Source organism: Mesorhizobium sp. M0615, assembly GCF_040320805.1.
Taxonomy (GTDB): domain Bacteria; phylum Pseudomonadota; class Alphaproteobacteria; order Rhizobiales; family Rhizobiaceae; genus Mesorhizobium.
This window is the reverse complement of record NZ_JAMYQI010000004.1, coordinates 155374-179466: the sequence shown is the minus strand read 5'-3', so window position 1 is coordinate 179466 and position 24093 is coordinate 155374. Positions and strand designations below refer to the sequence as shown.

The 24093-nt window shown below is 62.8% G+C and carries 27 protein-coding genes; 14 read left to right on the top strand and 13 right to left on the bottom strand.

Going from position 1 to position 24093, the window contains the following annotated elements; genetic code table 11:
• Positions 1-16: 16 nt before the first annotated feature.
• Both NKI46_RS08245 and NKI46_RS08240 read right to left on the bottom strand, forming a co-directional pair.
• Entirely contained in the window at positions 17-946 is a 930-nt protein-coding gene (locus NKI46_RS08245; RefSeq protein WP_023738934.1) for a glutaminase, read from the bottom strand.
• Positions 947-957: 11 nt separating this feature from the next.
• On the bottom strand, positions 958-2106 hold the full coding sequence (locus NKI46_RS08240; RefSeq protein WP_023738935.1) for a pyridoxal phosphate-dependent aminotransferase: 1149 nt from the start codon (positions 2104-2106) through the stop codon (positions 958-960).
• Positions 2107-2258: 152 nt separating this feature from the next.
• On the opposite strand from NKI46_RS08240, the gene NKI46_RS08235 reads away from it, so the two are divergent.
• The 6 genes from NKI46_RS08235 (at position 2259) to aat (ending at position 7608) form a co-directional block, all read left to right on the top strand.
• Entirely contained in the window at positions 2259-3671 is a 1413-nt protein-coding gene (locus tag NKI46_RS08235; RefSeq protein ID WP_352459058.1) for a M48 family metalloprotease, read from the top strand.
• Between the two features lie 58 nt (positions 3672-3729).
• Positions 3730-4533, top strand: coding sequence for a DsbA family protein (locus NKI46_RS08230; RefSeq protein WP_352745704.1), 804 nt, complete (start codon positions 3730-3732; stop codon positions 4531-4533).
• Positions 4534-4683: 150 nt separating this feature from the next.
• Positions 4684-5118 carry a type II 3-dehydroquinate dehydratase gene (gene aroQ, locus NKI46_RS08225; RefSeq protein WP_023667485.1) on the top strand — a complete coding sequence of 145 codons (435 nt, stop codon included), beginning with the start codon at positions 4684-4686 and terminating at the stop codon, positions 5116-5118.
• A gap of 26 nt (positions 5119-5144) precedes the next feature.
• Positions 5145-5609, top strand: a complete 465-nt coding sequence (accB, locus tag NKI46_RS08220; RefSeq protein WP_023681496.1) for an acetyl-CoA carboxylase biotin carboxyl carrier protein — start codon at positions 5145-5147, stop codon at positions 5607-5609.
• A gap of 10 nt (positions 5610-5619) precedes the next feature.
• Positions 5620-6963 (top strand): acetyl-CoA carboxylase biotin carboxylase subunit, encoded by a 1344-nt coding sequence (gene accC / locus NKI46_RS08215; RefSeq protein WP_023681497.1) that lies wholly within the window; start codon positions 5620-5622, stop codon positions 6961-6963.
• A 27-nt stretch (positions 6964-6990) separates the two neighbouring features.
• On the top strand, positions 6991-7608 hold the full coding sequence (gene aat / locus NKI46_RS08210; protein WP_023681498.1) for a leucyl/phenylalanyl-tRNA--protein transferase: 618 nt from the start codon (positions 6991-6993) through the stop codon (positions 7606-7608).
• Between the two features lie 42 nt (positions 7609-7650).
• Here aat and NKI46_RS08205 read toward each other — a convergent pair whose 3' ends face one another.
• The 3 genes from NKI46_RS08205 to NKI46_RS08195 all read right to left on the bottom strand — a co-directional run bounded on the left by NKI46_RS08205 (position 7651) and on the right by NKI46_RS08195 (position 9175).
• The gene (locus NKI46_RS08205) at positions 7651-8034 is read right to left on the bottom strand and encodes a hypothetical protein (protein ID WP_023667489.1); all 384 of its coding nucleotides are present in this window, start codon (positions 8032-8034) and stop codon (positions 7651-7653) included.
• A gap of 75 nt (positions 8035-8109) precedes the next feature.
• Positions 8110-8661: a DUF2155 domain-containing protein gene (locus NKI46_RS08200; RefSeq protein ID WP_023828633.1), complete on the bottom strand. Its 552-nt coding sequence runs from the start codon at positions 8659-8661 to the stop codon at positions 8110-8112.
• A gap of 115 nt (positions 8662-8776) precedes the next feature.
• Positions 8777-9175, bottom strand: a complete 399-nt coding sequence (locus tag NKI46_RS08195; protein ID WP_023667491.1) for an NADH:ubiquinone oxidoreductase subunit NDUFA12 — start codon at positions 9173-9175, stop codon at positions 8777-8779.
• A 326-nt stretch (positions 9176-9501) separates the two neighbouring features.
• Between NKI46_RS08195 and panB the strand changes: the two genes are divergently transcribed.
• The 4 genes from panB to NKI46_RS08175 all read left to right on the top strand — a co-directional run bounded on the left by panB (position 9502) and on the right by NKI46_RS08175 (position 14172).
• Complete coding sequence (gene panB / locus NKI46_RS08190) at positions 9502-10332, top strand: 3-methyl-2-oxobutanoate hydroxymethyltransferase (RefSeq protein WP_352745702.1); 831 nt, start codon at positions 9502-9504, stop codon at positions 10330-10332.
• Positions 10333-10343: 11 nt separating this feature from the next.
• Positions 10344-11201, top strand: coding sequence for a pantoate--beta-alanine ligase (gene panC / locus NKI46_RS08185; RefSeq protein ID WP_352745883.1), 858 nt, complete (start codon positions 10344-10346; stop codon positions 11199-11201).
• A gap of 224 nt (positions 11202-11425) precedes the next feature.
• Positions 11426-12586 carry a helix-turn-helix transcriptional regulator gene (locus tag NKI46_RS08180; RefSeq protein ID WP_352459062.1) on the top strand — a complete coding sequence of 387 codons (1161 nt, stop codon included), beginning with the start codon at positions 11426-11428 and terminating at the stop codon, positions 12584-12586.
• Positions 12587-12768: 182 nt separating this feature from the next.
• Entirely contained in the window at positions 12769-14172 is a 1404-nt protein-coding gene (locus NKI46_RS08175; protein WP_352459063.1) for an ArnT family glycosyltransferase, read from the top strand.
• A gap of 16 nt (positions 14173-14188) precedes the next feature.
• On the opposite strand, the gene NKI46_RS08170 is transcribed toward NKI46_RS08175, so the two are convergent.
• From NKI46_RS08170 to NKI46_RS08155, 4 genes are all read right to left on the bottom strand, one after another.
• A complete protein-coding gene (locus tag NKI46_RS08170) occupies positions 14189-14677 on the bottom strand; it encodes a GNAT family N-acetyltransferase (RefSeq protein WP_023729808.1) in 489 nt (162 codons plus the stop codon).
• A gap of 4 nt (positions 14678-14681) precedes the next feature.
• Complete coding sequence (gene gatB / locus NKI46_RS08165; protein WP_352459065.1) at positions 14682-16181, bottom strand: Asp-tRNA(Asn)/Glu-tRNA(Gln) amidotransferase subunit GatB; 1500 nt, start codon at positions 16179-16181, stop codon at positions 14682-14684.
• 201 nt (positions 16182-16382) lie between these two features.
• Entirely contained in the window at positions 16383-16814 is a 432-nt protein-coding gene (locus NKI46_RS08160; RefSeq protein WP_352459066.1) for a CBS domain-containing protein, read from the bottom strand.
• Between the two features lie 138 nt (positions 16815-16952).
• Positions 16953-17720 (bottom strand): rhomboid family intramembrane serine protease, encoded by a 768-nt coding sequence (locus NKI46_RS08155; RefSeq protein WP_352459067.1) that lies wholly within the window; start codon positions 17718-17720, stop codon positions 16953-16955.
• 400 nt (positions 17721-18120) lie between these two features.
• Here NKI46_RS08155 and NKI46_RS08150 point away from each other — a divergent pair, with 400 nt between their 5' ends.
• The 3 genes from NKI46_RS08150 (at position 18121) to NKI46_RS08140 (ending at position 20395) form a co-directional block, all read left to right on the top strand.
• Positions 18121-18756, top strand: a complete 636-nt coding sequence (locus NKI46_RS08150) for a PAS domain-containing protein (RefSeq protein WP_023734413.1) — start codon at positions 18121-18123, stop codon at positions 18754-18756.
• 124 nt (positions 18757-18880) lie between these two features.
• Complete coding sequence (locus NKI46_RS08145; protein WP_023667501.1) at positions 18881-19498, top strand: PilZ domain-containing protein; 618 nt, start codon at positions 18881-18883, stop codon at positions 19496-19498.
• Positions 19499-19786: 288 nt separating this feature from the next.
• Positions 19787-20395: a transglutaminase-like cysteine peptidase gene (locus tag NKI46_RS08140; protein ID WP_023691212.1), complete on the top strand. Its 609-nt coding sequence runs from the start codon at positions 19787-19789 to the stop codon at positions 20393-20395.
• A 245-nt stretch (positions 20396-20640) separates the two neighbouring features.
• Here the strand turns inward: NKI46_RS08140 and NKI46_RS08135 are convergent, their stop codons facing one another.
• A complete protein-coding gene (locus NKI46_RS08135) occupies positions 20641-21168 on the bottom strand; it encodes a gamma carbonic anhydrase family protein (protein WP_023667503.1) in 528 nt (175 codons plus the stop codon).
• 85 nt (positions 21169-21253) lie between these two features.
• Positions 21254-21622 (bottom strand): DUF6949 family protein, encoded by a 369-nt coding sequence (locus tag NKI46_RS08130; protein ID WP_352745695.1) that lies wholly within the window; start codon positions 21620-21622, stop codon positions 21254-21256.
• Positions 21623-21732: 110 nt separating this feature from the next.
• Here NKI46_RS08130 and NKI46_RS08125 point away from each other — a divergent pair, with 110 nt between their 5' ends.
• Positions 21733-22458, top strand: coding sequence for a hypothetical protein (locus tag NKI46_RS08125; RefSeq protein ID WP_023710585.1), 726 nt, complete (start codon positions 21733-21735; stop codon positions 22456-22458).
• 255 nt (positions 22459-22713) lie between these two features.
• Here the strand turns inward: NKI46_RS08125 and NKI46_RS08120 are convergent, their stop codons facing one another.
• Both NKI46_RS08120 and cysE read right to left on the bottom strand, forming a co-directional pair.
• On the bottom strand, positions 22714-22917 hold the full coding sequence (locus tag NKI46_RS08120) for a DUF3126 family protein (protein WP_006200852.1): 204 nt from the start codon (positions 22915-22917) through the stop codon (positions 22714-22716).
• Between the two features lie 253 nt (positions 22918-23170).
• Positions 23171-24019, bottom strand: a complete 849-nt coding sequence (cysE, locus tag NKI46_RS08115) for a serine O-acetyltransferase (protein WP_023691209.1) — start codon at positions 24017-24019, stop codon at positions 23171-23173.
• Positions 24020-24093 lie beyond the last annotated feature (74 nt).

The window sequence follows — 24093 nt, the reverse complement described above, 5'->3', positions numbered from 1 at the left end:
CGAATGATGGAAGGCGTCAGGGGGCGAAAATCGACCAGTTCATCATCCTGGCCAGTTTTTCCAAGGCGATCGACCCCAACTTGGAATTGCCGTTGGCGTTCAAGCCCGGCGACCATACGGCGAGTGAAGCCACACCCGGCACGATCCCCAATATGCCCCCGCCGACGCCGCTTTTTCCCGGAATGCCGACACGGAAGGCGAAATCGCCGGAGCCGTCATAGTGGCCACAGGTCAGCATCATGGCGCCGATGCGCCGCGCCCGCTCGGCAGACACCACGGAGTGCCCGGTTGCCGGGTTTCTGCCGCCATTGGCGAGGAAGCGGCCGGCCAGCGCCAATTGCCGGCAGCTCATGGCGATGGCGCAATGGTGGAAGTACACGCCCAGCGCCAGCTCCGGTGCATGGTGGACATTGCCGAAGGATTTCATGTAGTTGGCAAGCGCGAAGTTGCGATAGCCGGTGGCGCGTTCGGAAGCCGCGACCTCGCGGTCGATGATGATCGCTTCGTCATCGGCAAGGAACTGGATGAAGCGCAGGATTTCGCCGATCGCCTCGCGCGGCTGGTGGCCGGCAAGCAGTATGTCGGAGACGACGATGGCGCCGGCATTGATGAACGGATTGCGCGGAATGCCGTTCTCATGCTCGAGCTGCACGATCGAGTTGAACGGATTGCCCGACGGCTCGCGTCCGACACGCTGCCACAGCGCGTCGCCGACATTGCCGAGCGCCAACGTGAGCGTAAACACCTTGGAGATGGACTGGATCGAAAACGCCTGGTCGGCGTCGCCGGCGACCAGCACGCGGCCGTCATTGGTCACGGCGGCAATGCCGAATTTCTTCGGATCGACCTTGCCGAGCTGCGGAATGTAGGTGGCGACCTCGCCGCGATCGGAGCGCTCGGCCATCTCGGCGGCGATGTCGGCCAGCGTTTGTTCAAGATCCGGCATGCTCGTCCCCGCTATTTCAGCCAGCGCTCGATGCGCGCCATCGCCTCGACCATGTCGTCATGGCTGCCGGCATAGGAAAAGCGCATCGTGCGGTGTCCTGCCAGCGGATCGAAATCGCGACCGGGCGTCGCCGCCACATGCGCTTCGGCCAGCATTTTGCGCGCAAAGGCCATGCTGTCATTGGTATGCCGGGTGACATCGCAGAAAGCGTAGAAGGCACCGTCCATCGGCGCCGCCAAGGGAAATCCGAGTTCCGGAAGGCGCCGCATCAACAGCTCGCGGTTCCAGGCATAGCGCGCCTTCACCGCTTCCAGCTCTTCCGCCGCCTTGAAGGCTTCGATTGCCGCGATCTGCGACAGTTCCGGCGGCGAGATGTAGAGGCTCTGGGCGATGCGCTCGATCGGCCTCACCAGAGCTTCCGGCAGCACCATCCAGCCGATGCGCCATCCGGTCATGCAATAATATTTCGAGAAGGAATTGATCACCGTCACGCCTGAGCCATGGGCCAGCGCCGTGGTGTCGGGCGCGGCATAGGCCAGCCGGTGATAGATTTCGTCCGATATCACCGCGATGCCGAGTTCTTCGGCTGTCCTCACCAGTGCCGACAACTCGTCGACGGGAATGACCGCACCTGTCGGATTGGCCGGGCTGGCGAACAACACGCCCTTCAGCGGTTTTTCGCGATGCGCCGCCTTCAAATGCTCGGCATGAAGATAGGCGTCGCTGCCGAGCTCGATCTCGACGATCTCGATGCCGAGCGCCGCCATGATGTTGCGGTAGGCGGGATAGCCGGGTGCTGCGATGGCGACGCGGTCGCCGGGATCGAACATCGCCAGGAAGGCCAGATTGAAGGCGGCCGAAGATCCCGTGGTCACGGCGATCCGGTTCGGCGCGACATCGATCCCGTAGTGATCGCCATAATGTCCGGCGATCGCCTTGCGCAGATCCGCCAGACCGAGCGTGTCGGTATAGCCGATGCGTCCGATCCTCAGCGCATTTGCGGCTGCTTCCCTCACGCCCACGGGCGCCGGATCGGATGGCTGGCCGACGGCCATGGAGACGACAGGCACGCCCGTCGCCTTCAGCCGGTTGGCTTCGGCCAGAATGTCCATGGCGTGAAACGGCTCGACTTCACCGCGGCGCGACAGCGAAACTACCATTTGACCTCAATCTTTCCGTCCGGCCCGCCGCTCAAAGCCATCAACCGGCGGCAGCGCCGCACAAATGCCCGATTGATGTGAGGATCACAAGTTCGCCTAGTTTCGGTGCCGTGACTTTTCATCGTTCGCGCGCTCGTTTACCAGTGGACCTCATGCAGAGCCGACCCAAATCAACGATGTCCAAATCTTCCATCGGGAAGACAGCGCGCGGCTTTGCGACGCTTTTGCTTGCCGCCGCCGTCGCTGTCACCGGCTCGGTGACGGCCTTCGCGCAGGCGGTGCCGGTCGTGCGCGATGCCGAGATCGAGGCGCTGGTGCGCGACTATGCGCGGCCGATCTTCAAGGCGGCCGGTCTTGCCAATGACGGTGTCGATATCGTTCTGGTCAACGATCAGAGCTTCAACGCCTTCGTCACCGGGCGCCGGCTGTTCATCAACACCGGCGCGCTGATGCAGGCAGAAACGCCCAACGAGATCATCGGCGTCATCGCCCATGAGGCCGGCCACATCGCAGGCGGCCATCAGCAGAAATTGCGCGACCAGCTCGAGCGCGCCAAGACCATGGCCATCATCGCCACGCTGCTTGGCGCCGGCGCCATCGTTGCCGGCGCCACCACCAACAGCCGCGGCCTTGCCGGCGCCGGCATGGGCGTGGCCGCGGGCGGCGGCGAGATGGCGCAGCGCAGCATTCTTGCCTACCAGCGCACCGAAGAGTCGACCGCCGACCGCTCTGCCATCACCTATCTCAATGCCACCGGCCAGTCCGGCTTGGGCATGCTGAAGACCTTCGCCCGCTTCCAGAGCGCGCTGTCGCTTTCCGGCACGCAGGTCGATCCCTACCGCATCAGCCACCCGATGCCGCAGGAGCGCATCGCCAATCTCGAAGTGCTGGTCAAGCAGAGCCCTAACGTCGACAAGGTCGATCCGCCGGCACTGCAGCAGCGGCACGACATGATGCGCATCAAGATCGCCGCCTATATGGGCGGCCAGGCCGCCGCCACGCGGCTGATCCGCAAGGCCCCGGGCAGCCTCGCCTCGCGCTATGGCGAAGCGCAGATGGCCTATCTCTACGGCAATCTGGGTGCAGCACTGACCAAGGCCAATGCATTGATCAAGGAACAGCCGAAGAACCCCTACTTCCAGGAAATGCGCGGCGACATCCTGATGAAGGCCAACAAGCCCAAGGACGCCGCGGACGCCTATGCCAAGGCGGTCAGCCTCGATCCGGTGAGGTCGGGCCTGTTGCCCGTTTCCCTCGGCCAGGCGCTGATGGCCATCGGCACGCCCGACTCGCTGAAGAAGGCGGTGGTGCAGATCAACAACGGTCTCGGGCGCGACAAGGAAAACACGGTCGGATACCGCTATCTCGCCCAGGCCTATGGCGAGCTTGGCAACATTCCGGCGGCGGAACTCGCCACCGCCGAGGGCCATTTCTATTCCGGCGATTACACGAATGCGAAAATTTTCGCCATGCGCGCGCAAAAGGACTTGAAGCGTGGCGAACCCGGCTGGATTCGGGCGCAGGACATCATAAACTACAACCCTTCAGGCAAACTCAAGAAATGAACCTTCCGGTCGCCCGCGGCGACTAGGATAGACCGGAACCGGTAAAGAGGATGAGACGATGAACAAGGCAATATTGCTCGGCACGACGGGAGTGGCGGCTGCTCTTGCCATGCTCGCTTTCGGGTTCGTCGCCGGCAGTCCGCAGGTCGCCAAGGCCGGCACGGCGCAGGCCGTGCAGACCGCCTCGGCCGACACCAAGATCGATCGCACCGAGGTCGAGGGCATTATCCGCGACTATCTCCTGAAGAACCCCGAAGTGCTGCTCGAAGTGCAGGAGGCGCTCGAGGCCAAGCAGAAGGAAGAGCAGCGCATAGCCAGCCTCGGAGTCATCGAGAAGGCCAAGTCCGAGATTTTCAACTCGACCTTCGACGGTGTCGTCGGCAACCCGAAGGGCAAGGTCACCATCGTCGAATTCTACGATTACAATTGCGGCTTCTGCAAACGCGCCATCGAGGACATGCAGGCTCTGACAAAGGCCGATCCGGAGCTGCGCTTCGTGCTCAAGGAATTCCCGATCCTCGGGCCGGATTCGCAAAAGGCCAGCGTCGTCTCGATGGCTTTCCACCTGATGCATCCGGAGAAATACGGCGAGTTCCACAACGCCCTGCTCGGCGGCCAGGGCCGCGCCACCGAGGCGGCGGCCATCAAGGTTGCGCTGTCGCTAGGCGCCGATGAGGCGAAATTGCGCGAGAAGATGAAGGATCCGACCATCACCGAGGCTTTCTCCAAGACCTTCGACCTCGCCAACAAGCTGGCCATCACCGGAACGCCTTCCTACGTGGTCGGCAATGAGGTGGTGTTCGGGGCGCTCGGCCAGGAAGTGCTGGCTGAAAAGATCGAGGCGGCGAAAGCCGCGCTCTGATCTTGCACGCGAGCCTATTTCTCACGGGCACATTTCCGCCTGTTGTGGACAGTGAAAGATCGCACTTGTGCTCTTTCCGCGGGCGGCTATGCCCATTATAGAAGGCCCTGCGCGCCGGCTTGAGGCCGGCGTCGGAAAAGGTCGGCATTTTTGAAAACGATTTTCGTCCTGAACGGCCCCAACCTGAACGCGCTCGGCAAGCGCGAGCCGGGCATCTATGGCGGCAAGACGCTTGCCGCGATCGCCGACGACTGCAAGCAGGCGGGCGCCGCGCTTGGCCTCGAGATTGATTTTCGCCAGTCGAACCATGAGGGCGACCTCGTCGACTGGATCCAGGAAGCCGGCGACAAGGCAGCCGGCATCGTCATCAATCCGGGTGCCTACAGCCACACCTCGATTGCCATTCACGACGCCATCCGCGCTGTCGCGCCGCTGCCCGTCGCCGAAGTTCACCTCTCCAACATCCACGCGCGGGAACCATTCCGCCACGTCTCCATGGTCGCGCCGGTCGCTGTCGGCATGATCTGCGGGTTCGGGCCGCTTGGCTACTCGCTGGCGCTGCAGGCGCTGGCGGCACGCCTATGACCGGCCCACAAACAGAAGGCTCGAAAATGTCGATAAAGAAGACCGGTGTTGACCAGCAACTGATCCGCGATCTGGCGGGCATACTGAACGACACCAATCTCACCGAGATCGAAGTCGAGCTCGGCGACCTGAAGGTGCGCGTATCGCGCCAGGCGCCGGCCGTCCACGCCATCGCCGCACCGCAGGCCGGTTATGCTCCGGCAGCGCAGCAGCCCGCGGCCGGCGCGGCTGCCGCACCAGCAGTGGCCGATCCGTCCAAGAACGCGGTCCCCTCGCCGATGGTCGGCACCGCCTATCTCGCGCCCTCGCCCGACGCCAAGGCCTTCATCGAAGTCGGCCAGAAGGTCAAGGAAGGCCAGACGCTGCTGATCATCGAAGCGATGAAGACGATGAACCAGATCCCTTCGCCGCGCGCCGGCACGGTGACGGCGATCCTGTTCGAGGACGGCCAGCCGGTCGAGTACGGCATGCCGCTCGTCGTGATCGAGTAGAGCGGGCCGGATGTTCCAGAAGATCCTCATCGCCAACCGCGGCGAAATCGCGCTTCGGGTGCTGCGCGCCTGCAAGGAACTCGGCATCCAGACCGTGGTCGTGCATTCGACCGCCGACGCTGACGCCATGCATGTCAGGCTCGCCGACGAAAGCGTGTGCATCGGTCCGCCGCCGTCGCGCGACAGCTATCTCAACATCCACCAGATCGTCGCAGCCTGCGAGATCACAGGCGCCGATGCCGTGCATCCGGGCTATGGCTTCCTGTCGGAAAACGCCAAGTTCGCCGACATTCTCGCCGCCCACAACATCACCTTCATCGGCCCGTCGGGCGACCACATCCGCATCATGGGCGACAAGATCGAGGCCAAGCGCACCGCAAAGCGGCTCGGCATTCCGGTTGTGCCGGGCTCCGACGGCGCCGTCACCGATCAAAAGGAAGCCAGGCGCATTGCCGCCGAGATCGGCTATCCCGTGATCATCAAGGCATCGGCAGGCGGTGGCGGGCGCGGTATGAAGGTCGCCCTTACCGAGGCTGACCTTGAGATCGCCTTGCAGACAGCGAGCACGGAAGCGGGAGCCGCCTTCGGCGACGATGCCGTCTACATCGAGAAATACCTGGAAAAGCCGCGCCACATCGAGGTGCAGGTATTCGGCGACGGCGCCGGCCGCGGCGTGCATTTCGGCGAGCGCGACTGTTCGCTGCAACGCCGCCACCAGAAAGTCTGGGAAGAGGCGCCCTCGCCGGCCCTCAACGCCGAGGAGCGCGCCCGCATCGGCAATATCTGTGCCAAGGCCATCGCCGACCTCGGCTACTCCGGCGCAGGCACCATCGAATTCCTGTACGAGAATGGCGAGTTCTACTTCATCGAGATGAACACGCGGCTGCAGGTCGAGCATCCGGTAACGGAGGCGATCACCGGCATCGATCTCGTCCACGAACAGATCCGCGTCGCCTCCGGCGGCGGGCTTTCGGTGCGCCAGGAGGACATCAAGTTCAACGGCCACGCCATAGAATGCCGCATCAATGCCGAGGACCCGCGCACCTTCACGCCTTCGCCCGGCACGATTACGCATTTCCATACGCCTGGCGGTCTCGGCATCCGCGTCGATTCCGGTGTCTATTCCGGCTACAAGATCCCGCCCTATTATGACAGCCTGATCGGCAAGCTGATCGTGCACGGCCGCAACCGCGTCGAATGCATGATGCGGCTGCGCCGGGCGCTCGACGAGTTCGTCGTCGACGGCATCAAGACGACGCTGCCGCTGTTTCGCGACCTGGTCGGCAATGCCGATATCGCCAATGGCGACTACGACATCCACTGGCTGGAAAAGTATCTGGCCAAAGAGGAATAGCGCCCGACTTGCCGCTATGATGCCGCGATGACCCGTCCTTACGCTCCCGGCTATCGCATTCCGACCGACCTGTTGCTCAAGGCCTATGCCTCGGGCGTCTTCCCGATGGCCGAGAGCGCTTCCGACCCGGAAGTGTTCTGGGTGCGGCCGGAGACGCGCGGCATCATACCGCTCGATGGCTTCCACACGCCGAAGAGCTTGCGGAAGACAATTCGCAAGCACCCGTTCGACATCCGCTTCGATTTCGATTTCGAGGCGACGATCGACGGCTGCGCCGAAAAGCGCGAGGAGCGCCGCTCGACCTGGATCAACGCGCCGATCCGCGAAGCCTATATCGAACTGCACCGTCTGGGGCACTGCCATTCGGTCGAGGCATGGCGCGAGGAACGGCTGGTCGGCGGCCTCTATGGCGTCTCGCTCGGTCGCGTGTTCTTCGGCGAAAGCATGTTCGCCCGGGAAACCGACGCGTCCAAGACCTGCCTGTATCATCTGGTCGAGCGGCTGAAGGCGCGCGGCTTTGCCCTGCTCGACACGCAATTCACCACTGAGCATCTCAAACGCTTCGGCGCGGTCGACGTGCCGCGCGTCAAATACGAGAAGATGTTGGCCGACGCGCTGAAGGGCGAAGCCGTTTTTTATCCCTGATCGGAGACCGAGCGGCCGAGCCGGCTCGACCGGTGAAAGGGGTCAGCCCTTCGCGGTTTCCATCGGCGTCTGCGAATGGAACATCATCTTCCAGCCGTTGACACGGTGGACATAGCCAGTGCTGACCAGCGCCGCGTAGGGCTCGCCGTTTTCCCGTGTCGCATGAGCCTCATAGGTCAGCATGATAATGTCGCTGCCGGGCTCGATGATACCCTTGAGGTCGATCTGAAGGTCGCGCCAGCGGTTGGGCTTGGTCGCTGTCTTGGCCAGATCGGCATTGTCCATTGCCTGTGCCATCTCAGGAAATGCCACCAGGCATTCTGTGTCGACATTGGCGGCGTAGTAAGCTTCGTCGCCCGTCCAGAACCCCTTTTCGAGTTCGAGCAGGTCGTCTTTGCTGGCCGTGATCCGTTTGCTGTCCGACATCAGAATATCCTCCAAGCGCATAAATGCGTCATCGTCCATGGCCCAACGCATAGTTGCCACCACGGTTCCGGAGGATCAGTTGGTGTTGGTCGCGTCAGGTTCCGTGGGGTCTGGCTGTTCGGCGGCCGGAGCAGCGGCGGGCTTTGGCTTGGACGCGTCGACCTTGGGCGTCTCGGCACTGGCCGCGTCGGGCGGCGGCACATCCGACTTCTGCTTGCAGCCCTTTAGCCAGACGTCATAGACGGCGTGCTCGACGGCGTTTAGGCCGGGGCTCTCGGCGAACATCCAGCCGGTGAAGATGCGGCGGATCTTGCGGTCGAGCGTGATCTCGTCGACTTCGACGAAGGAATCGGTCTTCGGCTCTTCATTCTCCGGCCGCGAATAGCAGATGCGCGGCGTCACCTGCAAAGCGCCGAACTGCACGGTTTCGTCGATGTAGACATCGAAGGTGATGATACGGCCGGTGATCTTGTCGATGCCGGCAAATTCGGCGACCGGATTGGTGATGCGATCGGAGATTGCCGGTGCTGCCGCAGGCGCCTGCGCCGCGGCAAACGCTGTCGGGAACATGGCGACAGCGCCAATTGCCGCCAGTCCGGCCATCGATGTCAGGCTGAAAATGTTCATGCGGAGATACCGGTGGTTTGGGCCCGGGTGATTCTGTCACGCCCAAGGCTATTCGCCGTTGTCATATCAGCAAGCAGCTAAACGCCAATTGTGGCGACAAAGGACCGGCCGGCGGTCAAGAACCAGGCGTCCACGCATCGTAGTCGCCCGTCACCTGCGGACGGTGCTGATTGGTGAGCACGGAACCCTTCGGGCGATAAGCCGCCGGTGTTCCCGTCAGGTTCGGCTCGTGCGCCTTTTCCCATTCGCGCGGGCGATAGTCGTCGCTTGGCGGCGCCACATCGACGCGGTGATGCATCCAGCCGTGCCAGCCCGGAGGGATCGCCGACGCCTCCGAATAATTGGCGTAGATGACCCAGCGGCGGGTGCGGCCTTCCGAATCGACGCCGCCTTCGTAGTAGACGTTGCCGGCCCCATCCTGGCCGACCTTGTTGCCGTGGCGCCATGTGTGAAAACGGGTTCCCAGCGTCTGGCGGTTCCACCAGGTGAAAAACTGCAGAAGGAAAGTTTTCATTCAGATCCTCGCGGGGCGCACGGCGGTGCCTGCTTCCTGCTTATGGCGTCAGGACTCCGCGAAGGCAAGGGTTTTGCGGCGCCTGCGGCACTGACGGCATGCCGAAACGCTCGGTCATTGGCCGATCCATTTCGCACCTGCGAACCGACGCTTGCCAAGCCGGCTGCGTCTTCCTAAAGCTCTCATCGCCCGGCGCTGCCGCATGACCCCGAAAATCGAAATCGATTTTCGGAAAGGATCATGCGCAAACCCAAGTGCTACAGCGTCCTTTGCGCGTCCACGGGACGCGCGGCGCTGTAGTCAACGCCGGCTGCGGGAGGTGAGGAATGGCCTTAGCTGCCGCCAGGATCAGTGCGGAGACAATACGCGCCCGCAAGGGCGGCGTGCCGATCGTATGCCTTACCGCTTACACCTATCCCGTCGCCCGCCTGCTCGACGATCATGTCGACCTTCTCCTGGTCGGCGACAGCGTTGCCATGGTGCTGCATGGGCACAAGACCACGCTCGGCGCCTCGCTGGAGATGATGATCGCCCATGGCCAGGCCGTAATGCGCGGCTCGGCAAAGGCCTGCGTGGTGGTCGATATGCCGGCCGGCAGCTACGAGACTTCGGCCGCGCAAGCCCTTGCCTCGGCGCGCCGCATCTCTGAGGAAACCGGGTGCCAGGCGGTGAAGCTGGAAGGCGGCGTCGACGTCGCCCTCCAGATCGCCGCAATCGTCGCGGCCGGCATTCCAGTGATGGGCCATATCGGCTTGCAGCCGCAATCGGTGGAAAAGGACGGTGGCTACAAGATCAAGGGCCGCACCCCGGAGAATGTGGCCGCGCTCATGCGCGACGCCGACGCGGTCGCAAAGGCCGGCGCGTTTTCGCTGGTCATCGAAGGCACGGTCGAGACCGTTGCCGCCGACCTCACCCGGCACATTACCATTCCTACCATCGGCATCGGCGCCAGCCGCGATTGCGACGGCCAGATCCTGGTCATCGACGACATGGTCGGCCTGACGGTCGACCGGGTGCCGAAATTCGTCAAGGAATACGCCGATTTGCGCAGCGTGGTCGCCGATGCCGCCGCGCGCTACGCGGCGGAGGTGCGCAGCCGCACCTTCCCCGGGCCGGGCCACGTCTTTTCAGCCGCGAGCGACAAGGACAAGGCATGAACCGGCCCCCCATCAGCCAGCCGCTCGTCGTCGACACCGTGCCCGGCCTTCGCGCGCAGATCCGCGAATGGCGGCGCGAAGGCCTGAGCGTCGCCATGGTGCCGACCATGGGCGCTTTGCATGACGGCCATATCTCGCTGGTCGGGGCCGCGCTCGCAACCGCCAATCGCTGCGTCGTCTCGATCTTCGTCAACCCGGCCCAGTTCGCCCCCACTGAAGATCTCGACAAGTATCCGCGGCAGCTGGCCCGCGACCTCGACCGGCTGACCGAGGCCGGCGCACAGCTTGCCTTCACGCCTACGGTTTCCGAAATGTATCCGGCAGGCTTTGCGACGAAGATTTCGGTCGGCGGCCCGTCTTCTGGCCTGGAATCGGATTTCAGGCCGACCTTCTTCGAGGGCGTCGCCACGGTGGTGGCCAAGCTCTTTCTGCAAGCCCTGCCCGACTACGCCGTCTTCGGAGAGAAGGACTACCAGCAGCTTTGCGTCGTCCGAAAGCTCTGCCGCGATCTCGACTTGCCGGTGGACATCGTCGGCGCGCCAACCGTGCGCGATGCGCATGGCCTGGCAATGTCGTCGCGCAACGCCTATCTCAACGCCGCCGAGCTCGACGTCGCGCGACAGCTCAATGTCATCTTGCGCCAGACGGCGGCAGCGCTCGCGGCCGGTGCCGATGAAAACGGCGTGACCGGTAAAGCCACTGCCGCGCTTCTCGAGGCAGGCTTCGACAGCGTCGACTATGTCGCCGCGCGCGAGAGCCTGACGCTCACCTCGTGGCGGCGTGACGGCAATGGCCGCCTGCTTGCCGCGGCGTGGCTTGGCAGAACCAGGTTGATCGACAATGTGGAAGTTTCCTCATTTATTCCCTGAAAAATTCCAATTCCGTTCACTTTGATTTGTATCGCAGAGCGGCCCGAGTGCTCTTAGACGACGGCTCATCAGGTACGTTCTGGCCAGCCCGTAAGCGCTCACGATACACCGAACGCCGCTGTGAGACGTTTCACAGACGTAACCAAGCCGGCTATGTTGTGTGCGACCCCAGGCAGAGACAGTGTGTGACCTGCCACTACGCTGCAATCCTTACGAGGCTCTACGTGTCTGTCCAGGCCAACATATTCGGTCGCGCCCTGCCGCAGATCGTCGAGGCAATCTACGATTCGATTGTCGATGTCGGCCGTTGGCCATCGACGCTTGAATCAATCTGCAAATTGGCGCTCGGCCGGCTTGCCATGCTGGCGGTCGTCGATACGGCGAGAAACTCGGCCCGGTTTTCGACTTCCTGCGGCGATCCGGTTCTGCTTGAGCCGCTGCAGCGCGACTACGCCTGCGAGGTGCCCTTCTTCAAGGCGGTGCCGAAGATGGAAATCGACATGCCGTTCACCGTCGATAGCGTCTACGCCCTGCAAGGCCCTGACGCTCGCCAGAACTGGCTCGAAAGCCGCATCGTGCGCGAGTGGGTGGAACCCAACCGTCTCGACGATTTTTTCTGGGTGGCGCTGATGAAGCAGCCGGCGCGCACCGGCACGCTGATGGTGGTTACCGACAAGGACAGGCCCCAGATTTCAGCCAGGGATATCGACCTGATGTCCAGGCTGGCCCCCCATGTCCGGCGTGCGGTGACCATCGGCGACCTGTTCGAGGCCGAGCGGCGCAAGGCCGACGTCTTTCGCTCGATCCTTGAGAGCCTCGACCATCCAGTGCTGATCGTCGCCGACGATATGCAGATCATTTTCGCCAATCCGGCAGCCGAAGCCCTGCTCACCGAAACCGCCTCAGTGTCCTCGGTGCGCGGCCAGCTGTCCTTCGCTTATGCCAACGCCAACACCGCCATCGGTCGCGCCGTCCAGCTCGGCACGCGCGACGAATTCGCGCTCGGACCGTCCGGCATCAACATTCCGCTGGTGAAGGCCATGTCTCCGGCGGTGGCGCATGTCATGCCTCTGGCGCGACGCGACATTTCGGCCCGCATATCGCCGCGCGCCGCCGCGGCCATCTTCATTGCCGCCGCCGGCGCCGCATCAGTGCCGGCGCTGGAAGCGATCGCTGCGCTGTTCGGACTGACCGCAGCGGAAAAGCGTGTCGCCGGCCATGTCGCCGCCGGGCTGACACGGCGTGAAATCGCGGCTGCCAGCGGCGTCTCGGACGGCACCGTCAAATCACAGCTGGCAACCATCTTCGACAAGACCGCCACCGGCGACCAGCGAGAGCTGGAACTCCTGATGCGCGAATTGACGCCGCCGCTGCGCTCGGCCTGAAGCCATACTCTGAGCCAATCGTCAAATCTTTCAACTATTTGCCGGTACGCAGGCGTAATCCACAATACCAAGCCGGCATCGTTGCAATTCGGCCAAAATCATGGTGCGGTTCTGCTCCGGTCCGGAGACGGTGCATCGTGCACGACCGGACGTGGAAACCATTTCCTGGGCGGTCCCCGAACTTGATACCGACACGAATTGAACGGCTGCTGCCTTACCTCTTCCTGCTGGCCCTGCTTTGCATCGCGCTCGCTTTTCGTCCGCTACTGCCGGTCGATGAGACGCGCTATCTCAGCGTCGCCTGGGAGATGTATCTCGGTGGACATGTCTTCGTACCGACGATGAACTTTGCGCCCTATCTGCAGAAGCCGCCGCTGTTGTTCTGGCTCATCGATCTCTCTTGGAACATCTTCGGTGTGAGCCGCGCGGCGGCGATGCTCGTCATCTTCGCCGCCTCGTCGCTGGTCATCTGGCTGACGACGCTTCTGGCCAAAACCCTGTTTCCCGAGCGCCAGGACATCGCCAGCCGCATCCCCTGGCTGGTGGCCGGCAGCACCGTCTTTGTCATCTATTCGACCCTGATCCTGTTCGACATGCTTTTGACGGCCTGCGTGGTCGCCGCACTGCTGGCGTTGCTGGGCTTCGCCAGGACCGGCAACCGCCGGCAGGCGGTGCTGGCGGGTCTCTTCATCGGGCTCGGCGTGCTGGCCAAAGGCCCGGTCGTGCTCATTCACATCGGCGCGCCCGTCCTGCTCTATCCCCTCTGGCGTGACCGGCGAGCCGGCCTTGTTGCCCCTTTGCAGTTCTTTGCCGGAGCCGGCCTGGCAATTCTCGCCGCCCTTGTCCCGGTCGCCATATGGCTGGCGCCCGCGACCATCCTGACCAAGGGCAGTTTCGTCTACGACCTCGTCTGGAACCAGTCGGCGGGTCGGGTTACCGGAAGCCTGCACAATTCGCATGGCCGGCCGTTTTACTTTTACCTGATGCTGTTGCCGCTCATGTTCGTGCCCTGGGCCTTTATCCCCCCGGTGTGGCGGCTGAGGCCGGTTGCCCGGATACGCAGCCTGATCGACACCAAATCCCCGGATCTGCGTGCCCTGCGCCTGCTGTCGTTCTCGTTCATTGCGGTGCTGCTGGTCTTCAGCGCCATATCCGGCAAGCAGCCGCACTATGTCGTGCCGGCACTACCATTCGCGACCATTCTGCTGGGCTACTTCATGGCCGAGATTTCAGTCGCCAGGCTGAGGGCGACGGCCTTTGTCATGCTTGCCCTTTTCGCCATCGGCCACGCCGCCGCCTCGGCGACCGTGTTCAAACGCTACGATCTCACGCCGCTGGCGAGCTTCATCGACGAACGAAAGGACGCGGACTGGGCCGTCGCTTACGACTATCAGGGCGAGGTCGGTTTCCTTGGGCGAATAGAGAAGCCATTCGAGAACGCCGACAAGCCCGAGGAATGGCTCAAGTCTCACCCCGGCGGCTACGTCATCGAAAAGCAATCGAAAGATCCGGGCACATCCGAACAGATCGCCTTCCGGCAGCCGGTGGAACGCGGCTATCTGGTCGTGCTGAAAGGACAGCACTGAGCGTTTCGTCGGACGCCTATCCCAGCGGCTTCTCGAAGATCAGCGCCGGCAACCCCGAACCGCCGCCGCAATCGGCGGTGCTGCCGACCGGCAAAAATCCCTTCGAACGGTAGAAGGCGATGGCCGGCACGTTGGCCTCTTCCACCTCGACGCGCAACCTGTTCGCCTCGGGAAAGCTGGCTTCGACCTCGTCCAGCAAGGCCTGGCCGATGCCTTGCCGCTGGCAGGCCGGCAGTACATAGAGCTGGTTCAGCAACACGATCTTCGCATCCGCCGTTGCGGCGGCAAAAGCCATGCCGCCGATACGCTTGCCGTCATCGGCGACCAGGAATTCCGAGTTCGGCCTTGTCAGCCGCGCCTTGAGCGAGGCGATCGAATGCCAGTCGTCGGTAATTTCGATCACCCGCTGGGCGCCATAGATCGCGTCGTAGGTTGCGTGCCAGGTTTCGACCAGCAGCGCGCGGACAGCGGCAAGGTCACGTTCGCTGGCGGTGCGGACGAACATTGTTCTATTCGATACCGAGCTTGGCCTTGACCAGATCGTTGACCGCCTGCGGGTTGGCCTTGCCGCCGGTGGCTTTCATCACCTGGCCGACGAACCAGCCGGCCATGGTCGGCTTGGCGCGAGCCTGCTCGACCTTGTCGGGGTTGGCGGCGATCACTTCGTCGACCGCCTTCTCGATGGCGCCGGTGTCCGTGACCTGCTTCATGCCGCGGCTTTCGACCAGCTGGCGCGGATCGCCGCCCTCGTTCCAAACGATCTCGAACAGATCCTTGGCGATCTTGCCGGAGATGGTGCCTTCCTTGATCAGGTCGATCACGGCACCGAGCTGCTCCGGTGTTACAGGAGCATTTTCAATGTCCTTGCCGGCCTTGTTAAGCTGGCCGAGCAGGTCATTGATGACCCAGTTGGCGGCAAGCTTGCCGTCGCGGCCCGAGGCCACCTGCTCGAAATAGTCGGCGATCGGCTTTTCCGACACCAGGATCGAGGCGTCGTAGGTCGACAGGCCAAGTGAAGAGATCAGCCGCGCCTTCTTGTCGTCGGGCAGTTCCGGCAACTCCTTGGCCAGCGCGTCGACATAGGCCTGATCGAATTCCAGCGGCAAAAGGTCGGGATCGGGGAAGTAGCGGTAGTCATGCGCCTCTTCCTTGCTGCGCATCGAGCGCGTCTCGCCTTTGACGGCGTCGAACAGCCTGGTTTCCTGGTCGATCTTGCCGCCATCCTCGAGGATGGCGATCTGGCGGCGCGCCTCGAACTCGATGGCCTGGCCGATGAAGCGGATCGAGTTGACGTTCTTGATCTCACAGCGCGTACCGAATTCGCCGCCGGGCTTGCGAACGGAGACGTTGACGTCGGCGCGCATCGAGCCTTCGTCCATGTTGCCGTCGCAAGTGCCGAGATAGCGCACGATGGTGCGCAGCTTGGTGACATACGCCTTGGCCTCGTCGGCGGAGCGCATGTCCGGCTTGGAGACAATCTCCATCAGCGCCACGCCGGAGCGGTTGAGATCGACATAGGACATGGTCGGATGCTGGTCGTGCATCGACTTGCCGGCGTCCTGCTCCAGGTGCAGGCGCTCGATGCCGATCTCGATGTCCTCGAACTCGCCCTGCCGGTCGGGACCGACCGAAATGACGATCGTGCCTTCGCCAACGATCGGCTGCTTGAACTGCGATATCTGGTAGCCCTGCGGCAGGTCGGGATAGAAATAGTTTTTCCGGTCGAACACCGACTTGTGGTTGATCTGCGCCTTCAATCCGAGGCCGGTGCGGATCGCCTGCTTGACGCATTCCTCATTGATGACCGGCAGCATGCCGGGCATGGCCGCGTCGACGAGGCTGACATTGGCGTTGGGCGCCGCGCCGAAAGTCGTCGACGCCCCGGAAAACAGCTTTGCTTCCGAGGTCACCTGCGCATGAACCTCGAGGCCGATGATGATCTCCCAATCGCCGGTAGCGCCGGGAATCAAACGTTTGGCATCGGGCGTGCGGGTATCGATAAGGGTCATGGTGGCCTGCGCTTTTGGCTCGCGAAAACTGCGATTTTCGCGAATTTGGGTATCGGTCTTCGCTAGTGCAAACCGCTTCGCGAGACAAGCGCCCAAAGCAGCGCAGAGCAGCGGGCTGGCCTTTTCAGCCCTTTTCGGCCGCTCGGCAACCGATGAATGAACGCCGCCGGCCGGTATTCGGTCGGCGGTCTCTTCGTCAGGTCAGGCCGTTGCGATATAGGCCCTGATCTCGTCGGCCTCGCGCTCGACATCCTCGATGCGGCGCTTGACCACGTCGCCGATCGACACGATACCGTCGAGCAGCCCGTCCTTTTCCACCGGCAGATGGCGGAAACGGCCTTTGGTCATGATCTCCATCACCTCGTTGACCGTGTGGTTCTCGTTGCAGATCTTCACTTTCGGAGTCATCGCCGAGCGTACCGCTATATCAAGTGCGGCAGCGCCTTCCCTGGCAACGACCCGCACGATGTCACGCTCGGAAAGGATGCCGACGATCTTGCGATCGCCATTGGTGATGACCAGTGCACCGATCTTGTGGTCGGCCAGGATTCGAATGGCTTCGCTGAGCTTTACATTCGGCCCGAGCGTGAACACGTCATGGCCTTTTCTCTCGAGAATTGCCTTAACCGTCATGGCGTCCTCCTCCTCCTGCTTGGCTAGCCAGCTCCCGCCCTGACCGGCTTCACATAAGAGTGAACATCGTGCGCCGTGATCGGTTGCTTTTCAAGTGTGCCAGTGGGGTGTGCCAGTGGGGTGCGCCAATAGAGTGCGCTAGTCGGGGGTGCGCTGGTCGTCGGGGATCTCCCATTCAGGCGCCCGCCAGCGCCGGTCGAACCAGCGCAACCCGAAGAAGCCTGCGACGAGGCCGCCAATGTGCGCTTCCCAGGCGATCTGGCCGGGCTCTCCGAGCCCGAGACCGTAAAGGCCGGTGGCGAGATTGATGACCATCCAGGCGCCGAGAAAATTGACGACGCCGCGCATGCGCAAAACGATTGCGATCGGCAGCACGGGACCGGCAAAGGCCGCCCTGCCGGAGGAGCGGTCGGTACGGAACCCGAAGCGAGCCGCCGCACCCATCATGCCCGATATCGCCCCGGAAGCGCCGACCAGCGGTGCTTCGCCGTATGGATGGACCGCCCAGAACAGCACCACCGCGGCCAGCCCGGTGGCGGCGAAAAACAAGGCGAACAAGAACCAGCCGAGACGGTTGGCCAGCGGCGACCCGAAGGCGGCCAGCGCAACCATGTTGATGGCAATGTGGGCAACGCCGCCATGCATGAAGGCATAGGTGAAAGGACGGGTGAAGAGGAACCAGTCGAAACCGTATTGGCCGGTGTAGAGGACCGGAATGAAGGCGCCATCGGTGAGCAATGTTATCTGCTGCTCTTCGGTCAGCACATATTGCTGCAGCAGGAAGACGGCGACGCAGATGCCGATCACCGCCAGCACCACCGGTGGCAGGTTGAACACCGGCTCGCGGCGCGGCGGCGGCGCCTCCGCGGTCTGTTCGGTCTCCAGGGGGCCGGCCGGTTCGCTCATATGCTCTGATCCAGGGATTTGCGTGTCGCGAGCATCTAGGCCATGCCCGGACAAATCACAAACTACGAATCACAAAGCGCGAATCACAAACCGCGAATCAAAAAGAAGCCGTCCAAGGTTTCCCTTGAACGGCTGGTCGAGCCCCCTGCTCCCCTAAAACTATTGACCGAAGTGCTGTTGGTCGTCGCGAAACGACCGCTTCTGGCGTGGTTTTGGTGTGCCATGGCGAGCCTGTGCGCGCAACGTAAACCATTTGTTAACCTTAACGTCCCCGACCCGTGAACAAGTCTTAACGACGCTGGCACGCATCCTGCTCCGGAACGCATGTAGGTCATCGGAGGGCGCCCTTTCTGTTCACCGATGGGACCATCAGACGGCAGAATGCGCGGAGTTTCATAGCATGAACCAGAACGGATCAATCGCGCTGTTCCATTATTGGAATCGCCTGCGTGGTGGACGTCCTGCCCCAAAGCGTTCGGAAGTCGAACCGGCCGATATCAAGGCGCTTTTGGCCGACACCTTCATCCTGGAAAGGGATACGCGCGGCGAAGCGGTGTTCCGGCTTGCCGGCACCAGGCTTTGCGCCGGCTACGGCCGCGAGCTCAAGGGGTTTTCGTTCCCCTCGCTATGGCGCGAGAAGGACCAGCGGCTGGTGTCGCGCCTCATTCACGGCGTTTTCGAGCAGAAATCCGTGGTGCTGATCACTTATGAGGGGTTCAGCCGCAGCGGCCGGTCCAACCACTTCGAGTTGCTTGCGCTGCCGCTCGACGGCGGCGTCGAGAACCCGCGCTGCCTCGGCGTCATCAGCGCCGTGGAAAAGCCGTTCTGGCTGGGCGCCGACCCGATCACCGACGCGCTGATCGACGCCATCCGCGTCATCGATCCCGACAAGGAACCGATGTTCCTGAAAAACCGGCCGGAAATATCCGTTCCGTCGTTGGCTCCCGAACTCGAAGCGCCGGAGACCATCTCGGCGCTCGGTCGGTCGCGCCGTATCCGCCACCTCGTCGTGTTCGACGGCGGGCGCGAGCAATAGTCTCCAAGCCGGCGCTAATCTTAACTATCGGGGGCCTACTTTTCCCCTTTGTTAACCTGCTTGGCTGTAGTTTTTGCCGAGATTCCACGCACGACGCGGGAATGCCAACGGGGTGTAGGCAGTCATGAGGTCAGCGGCGGTCGAATACGCACCGTCCCGCGCCGAAAGGCGTAATTTTCAGCGCGTCCGGGTCAAGATCTACGGGCGCTTCATGCTGGAGGACCGCACCGAGCACCCTTGCCAGGTCGTCGATATGTCGCCGGGCAATGTCGCGTTGCGCACCGAGCGCGTCGGCATGCCGGGCGAAAAAATCATTGCCTATATCGATCATATCGGCCGCATCGAGGGCGTGGTGACGCGCACCTCGCAGGACGGCTTCGCCATGACCGTCATTGCTTCGGATCGCAAGAAGGACAAGCTTGCCGCGCAGTTGACCTGGCTCGCCAACAAGCATGAACTCGACCTGCCGGAAGACCGCCGCCACGAACGCGTGGCGCCGCGCAATCCGACAAGCGTGCTGCAGCTCACCGACGGGCGCCAGTATCAGTGCCGCATCATCGACCTGTCGCTGTCGGGCGCGGCGGTCGAGATCGACGTCAAGCCGGCGCTCGGCATCCAGGTGATGCTGGGCACCATGCGTGGCCAGGTGGTGCGTCATTTCGAGGATGGCGTCGCCATCGAATTCGCCGTCATCCAGCGCCCGGAAACGCTCGATTCCGAGTTCAACGCCCCGCGCGCCTGAACGATCGGCAACAGGCAGCAAAAACGAACCGGCCCTGCGCGGCCGGTTTTTTGTTGCCGGCGTTCCGCCTGCCTCTCCAGCTTGTAGCGGCACGCAGCAAATCCACGGCTCCACCCGGAAATCCGCGCCCCGACACCGCGGTTTTACGCCGAGACCTGAACGATTTTATATTAAAATAGGTCAAATTTTACGCGTATTCTATTGAGGTTTTACTCAATGTCTACTTCGGGTTTTTGCGTCAAATAAATCCAACGCTGTCATTGTCTCCTCAAACGGGGAGACTGACGAATGGCAAAGACGTGGGGCAAGCTGTTGCTCTTGGCAATGGCGATGCAGCTTTCCGCTTGGGGAACGGCGCAAGCAGCAGGACCGGCCTACATGCACACTGGCGGCCGCACGACACAGCCGGTCGGTCACTACGAATTCTGCCAGAAGCTGCCGCAGGAGTGCGCTCAGCGCACGCCGAAGCAGGCACCGGTCGAACTGACCCGCAAGCTGTGGGCGGCGATCGTCGACGTCAACAATTCGGTCAACACCCGGATCGTGCCGCGCACCGACATGGAAATGTGGGGTAAGGAAGAGGTCTGGTCCTATCCCGACAGCGGCTTCGGCGACTGCGAGGACTATGCGCTGGAGAAGCGCCGCGAATTGATGGCGATCGGCGTTCCCGCCGGCAATCTCTTGATGACCGTGGCGCGCCAACAAAATGGCGACGGCCACGCGGTGCTGACCGTGCGCACCAGCCTCGGCGAGTTCATCCTCGACAATCTGGAGTCCAAGGTGCTGTCCTGGACCGACACCGACTATACATACCTGAAGCGCCAGTCCGACCAGAATTCCGGCGTGTGGGTGACGATCAATGACGGTCGCGCCGACGCGGTTGCCAGCGTCCGCTAGGACGCCATCACAGAGGTCAAGCACATCGAATAATGCGACGTGCCTAACGAGAAAGCCCGGTCGAGTCCCCACCCTCCCCGTCCCCAACGACCGGGTTTTAAGGAGCCGGCCCCGTCCCCGGGCCGGCTCCACCATTTCAGACCATGATCCCGAGCCGAAGGACCGCGGCAGCGAAAAGTGAGAACCGGTTTTTTGCTGCGCTGACCTGCCGTTCGGAAAAGATCATCGTCAAACAGGAATAGAGTTCAGGCCTTCTTCAGCCCCGCCTTGAAGCGCTTGCCGTTTGCGACATAGTGCGCGGCCGAGGCGCGCAGCCTGGCGACCGCGGCGTCGTCCAGCGTCCTGATCACCCGCGCGGGCGAGCCGACGATCAGGCAATTGTCGGGGAACTCCTTGCCTTCGGTGACCAGCGCGCCGGCGCCGACCAGGCAATTCTTGCCGATCCTGGCGCCGTTGAGGACTATGACGCCCATGCCGATCAGGCTGTTGTCGCCGATCGTGCAGCCATGCAGCAAGGCGCGGTGGCCGATCGTGCAGCCCTGCCCGATCGTCAGGGAAAAACCGGGATCGGTGTGCATCACCGTGTGTTCCTGGACATTGCTGTCGGCGCCGATGACGATCGCCTCGTTGTCGCCGCGGATGACCACGCCAAACCAGAAGCCGGCATTGCGGCCGACGCTGATGTCGCCGATCAACGTAGCGTCCGGCGCGATCCAGTTGCTGTCGGCATCCTCGAAACGGGGCGCTTTTCCGTCGATTGCGTAGGTCGGCATTTGCAGTCTCCGATTCGTCGCAGGCCGGGACAAACCCTAGAACAATCCGAGGAAAACCGCGTGCCGGTTTTCTCCCGCAATTGCCTCAAGGCAAATACCGCGCCAGCGATTCCACCAAAAGCTGAAGCGCACCAGGAGAGCTGATGCCCCAGGAGGCAATGGCGATCAGCACGATGCCCAGCACCAGCGCCCAGGCGATCACCGTGCAGCCGCAGGACATCAGCATGAGCGTGGAAATGCGGCCTTCGCGCCGCGCATCGAGCGCATCGTTGGCGAGCATGAACGGCCCGGCGCAAGCGGTCGTGGCCAGCGAGCGCAGGATGTACTCCGGCGACACATAAGGCTCGGCAAAGGCAAGCCGGCGGCCCGCCGCCAGTTCCATCACGGACCCGGTAAGCCCGCAGGCGGTGAGCCCGACGGCAAAAGCGAAGAGAACGGGCAGCAGCAGGCTCATCTTTACCTTCCGTTTACCATGAGATCGCACAGTCGCGTCCAGCGCAGCAAGAGCCGTGCCACGGCATGTGTGCCGCCCAGGGACAGACGGCGGCGACTATGGGGATTGCGATGAAGCAGGCAGCGACCGCCGAAGAGTTCAACGTCGTCGATTCCGTGCTGATGAAGCGGGTGTTCTATGCCTTTGCCGCACTGGCGCTGCTGTCGCTGGCGATCAGCCTTGGCGGAAAATGGTTCGGCCGCTCGATCGCCATGGCCGGCTACACCGACGACTCCACGGTCCACCGGGTGGTGATCGGCAACAATGTCATTGCCGTGCCGGCCAACGCCATCCGCTTCCTACAGGCGCGGCGCGACGGCATCGCTTCGCGCCTCGACCTCTATCTGCGCTATCCCCAGATGGACGGTTACAGCGAAGCCGCACGCGACGATTTCAACCACACGGGCACGGCCAAAAACATCATCTTCCTGTCGTTCGAACCGCAGATGATGTCGCGCGACATGAGCGGCCGTTTCGCGCCGATCTACAGCGCGCTCATCAGCCAGCCCGGCGCGCCCGGCCCCGGCGGCACGACGATTTACGGTTTTACGGAAAAATCAGGCTATCTCAACGAGGTGCTCGCGGTCGCCGGCCGGCCCGGCAAGGACCCGTTCGTCGCCCGCTGCCTGAGCGGACCGAGCGCCGAGGAATCGCTGGCGCCCTGCGAGCGGGACATCCAGGTCGGCGACAGCCTCAGCCTGACCTACCGCTTTCCCCGGGAGTTGCTGGGCAACTGGCCGGCGCTTGACGCCGCTATCGTTGCCGAGGCCACGCGCGTCTTAAAGACCGCACGGTAGCGGCCCTCTGCTTTTGTCATACACGGGCGCGAAGCCGCGCGGACCCGAGGATCCGTTCCATGCCCTTAAGGCAGCGAAGCGGTGCAGAATTACTGTTGGGAAGCAGCAGAGGCAGTTCTGGACCGCCACATTCCTGAGCCGAGGCCCGGAATGTATCCCAGGGTCTCAGCGACGCCGCTCTGCGGCTGCTTCTCCCCGGGATGACGATGGCGCAGCTGGCTGCCGCCAATCGCCGAAGTCCGTAGCCGTCTGGGCTCAGGCCAGATCGATGTCGAGGATCGCCATCGAGAAATTATAGTCGCCGTCGTCCTCGTCCTTGAAGACGATGCCGAGGAACTCGTCGCCGACATAGACCTCGGCCGAATCTTCCTTGCGCGGCCGCGCCTTCACCTCGAGTTTGGGATTCTGGAAGACGCGCTTGAAATAGGCGTCCAGCTTTCTGATTTCGTCCGGCTTCAAAAGTCTTCTCCGATCGTCGGGCTTGCTCGTTGGAACGCGCTTCTGGCACGTCGACAATGGCGATGTAAAGGCAAGCCGGCTGGATAGAACGCGAACCCTGGGGCCGGATGATTTCAGGTCGAATCCAAATCCGCCTCTAAATCAAGGAGGTAGAGCATGATGTCGTCCGAAAACCGCCTCACACGTTTCGGCATCATGCTCCAGCTGCAACGGCGCCGGCAACCGGACTCAGTCCGGCACGCCGGGTTGCAAATCAGATGTCGAAGCTGACGACCTGATCCATCGACTGCGACGGCAAAAGCTGGTCCATCTGCCGCGAAGGCTGGTCGCAACCGGTCTCGCCGACGACGCGGGCCGGTACGCCGGCAACCGTCTTGTTGTGCGGCACCGGCGACAGCACGACCGAGCCTGCCGCGATCTTCGAGCAATGGCCGATCTCGATATTGCCGAGAATCTTGGCGCCGGCGCCGATCAGCACGCCGTAACGGATCTTGGGGTGACGGTCGCCGCCGGCTTTGCCGGTGCCGCCCAGCGTCACGCCATGCAGGATCGACACATCGTCCTCGATCACCGCCGTCTCGCCCACGACGAGGCCGGTGGCGTGGTCGATGAAGATGCCCTTGCCGATGCGGGCGGCCGGGTTGATGTCGGTCTGGAACACCGAGGACGAGCGGCTCTGCAGATAGAGCGCGAAATCCTTGCGGCCCTGATTCCACAGCCAATGTGCCAGCCTGTGCGTCTGGATGGCATGGAAACCCTTGAAATAGAGCACCGGCATGATGAAGCGGTCGCAGGCCGGATCGCGGTCGTAATAGGCCTGGATGTCGACACGCACGATCGACGACCATTCCTTGTCGTCGGCCAGCATCGACTTGAACGTCTGGCGGATGAGGTCGGAGCCGATGTCCTGATGCGCGAGCCGCTCGGCGAGCCGATGGATGACAGCTTCCTCCAGGCTCTCCTGGTTGAGGATGGTCGAATAGAGGAACGCCGCCAGAAGCGGGTCGCGGTTGACCGCTTCCATCGCCTCGTCGCGGACCGAACGCCAGATCGGATCGATCGGCTGGACCATTGTGGGGCGGGAAATGCTGATGCTGTTCATCGACGTCTTGTCCTGCGTCCTGGCCGCTTGCCTATTCTCCGGCGGCACATATAAGCCAGATCATAGCACGATTG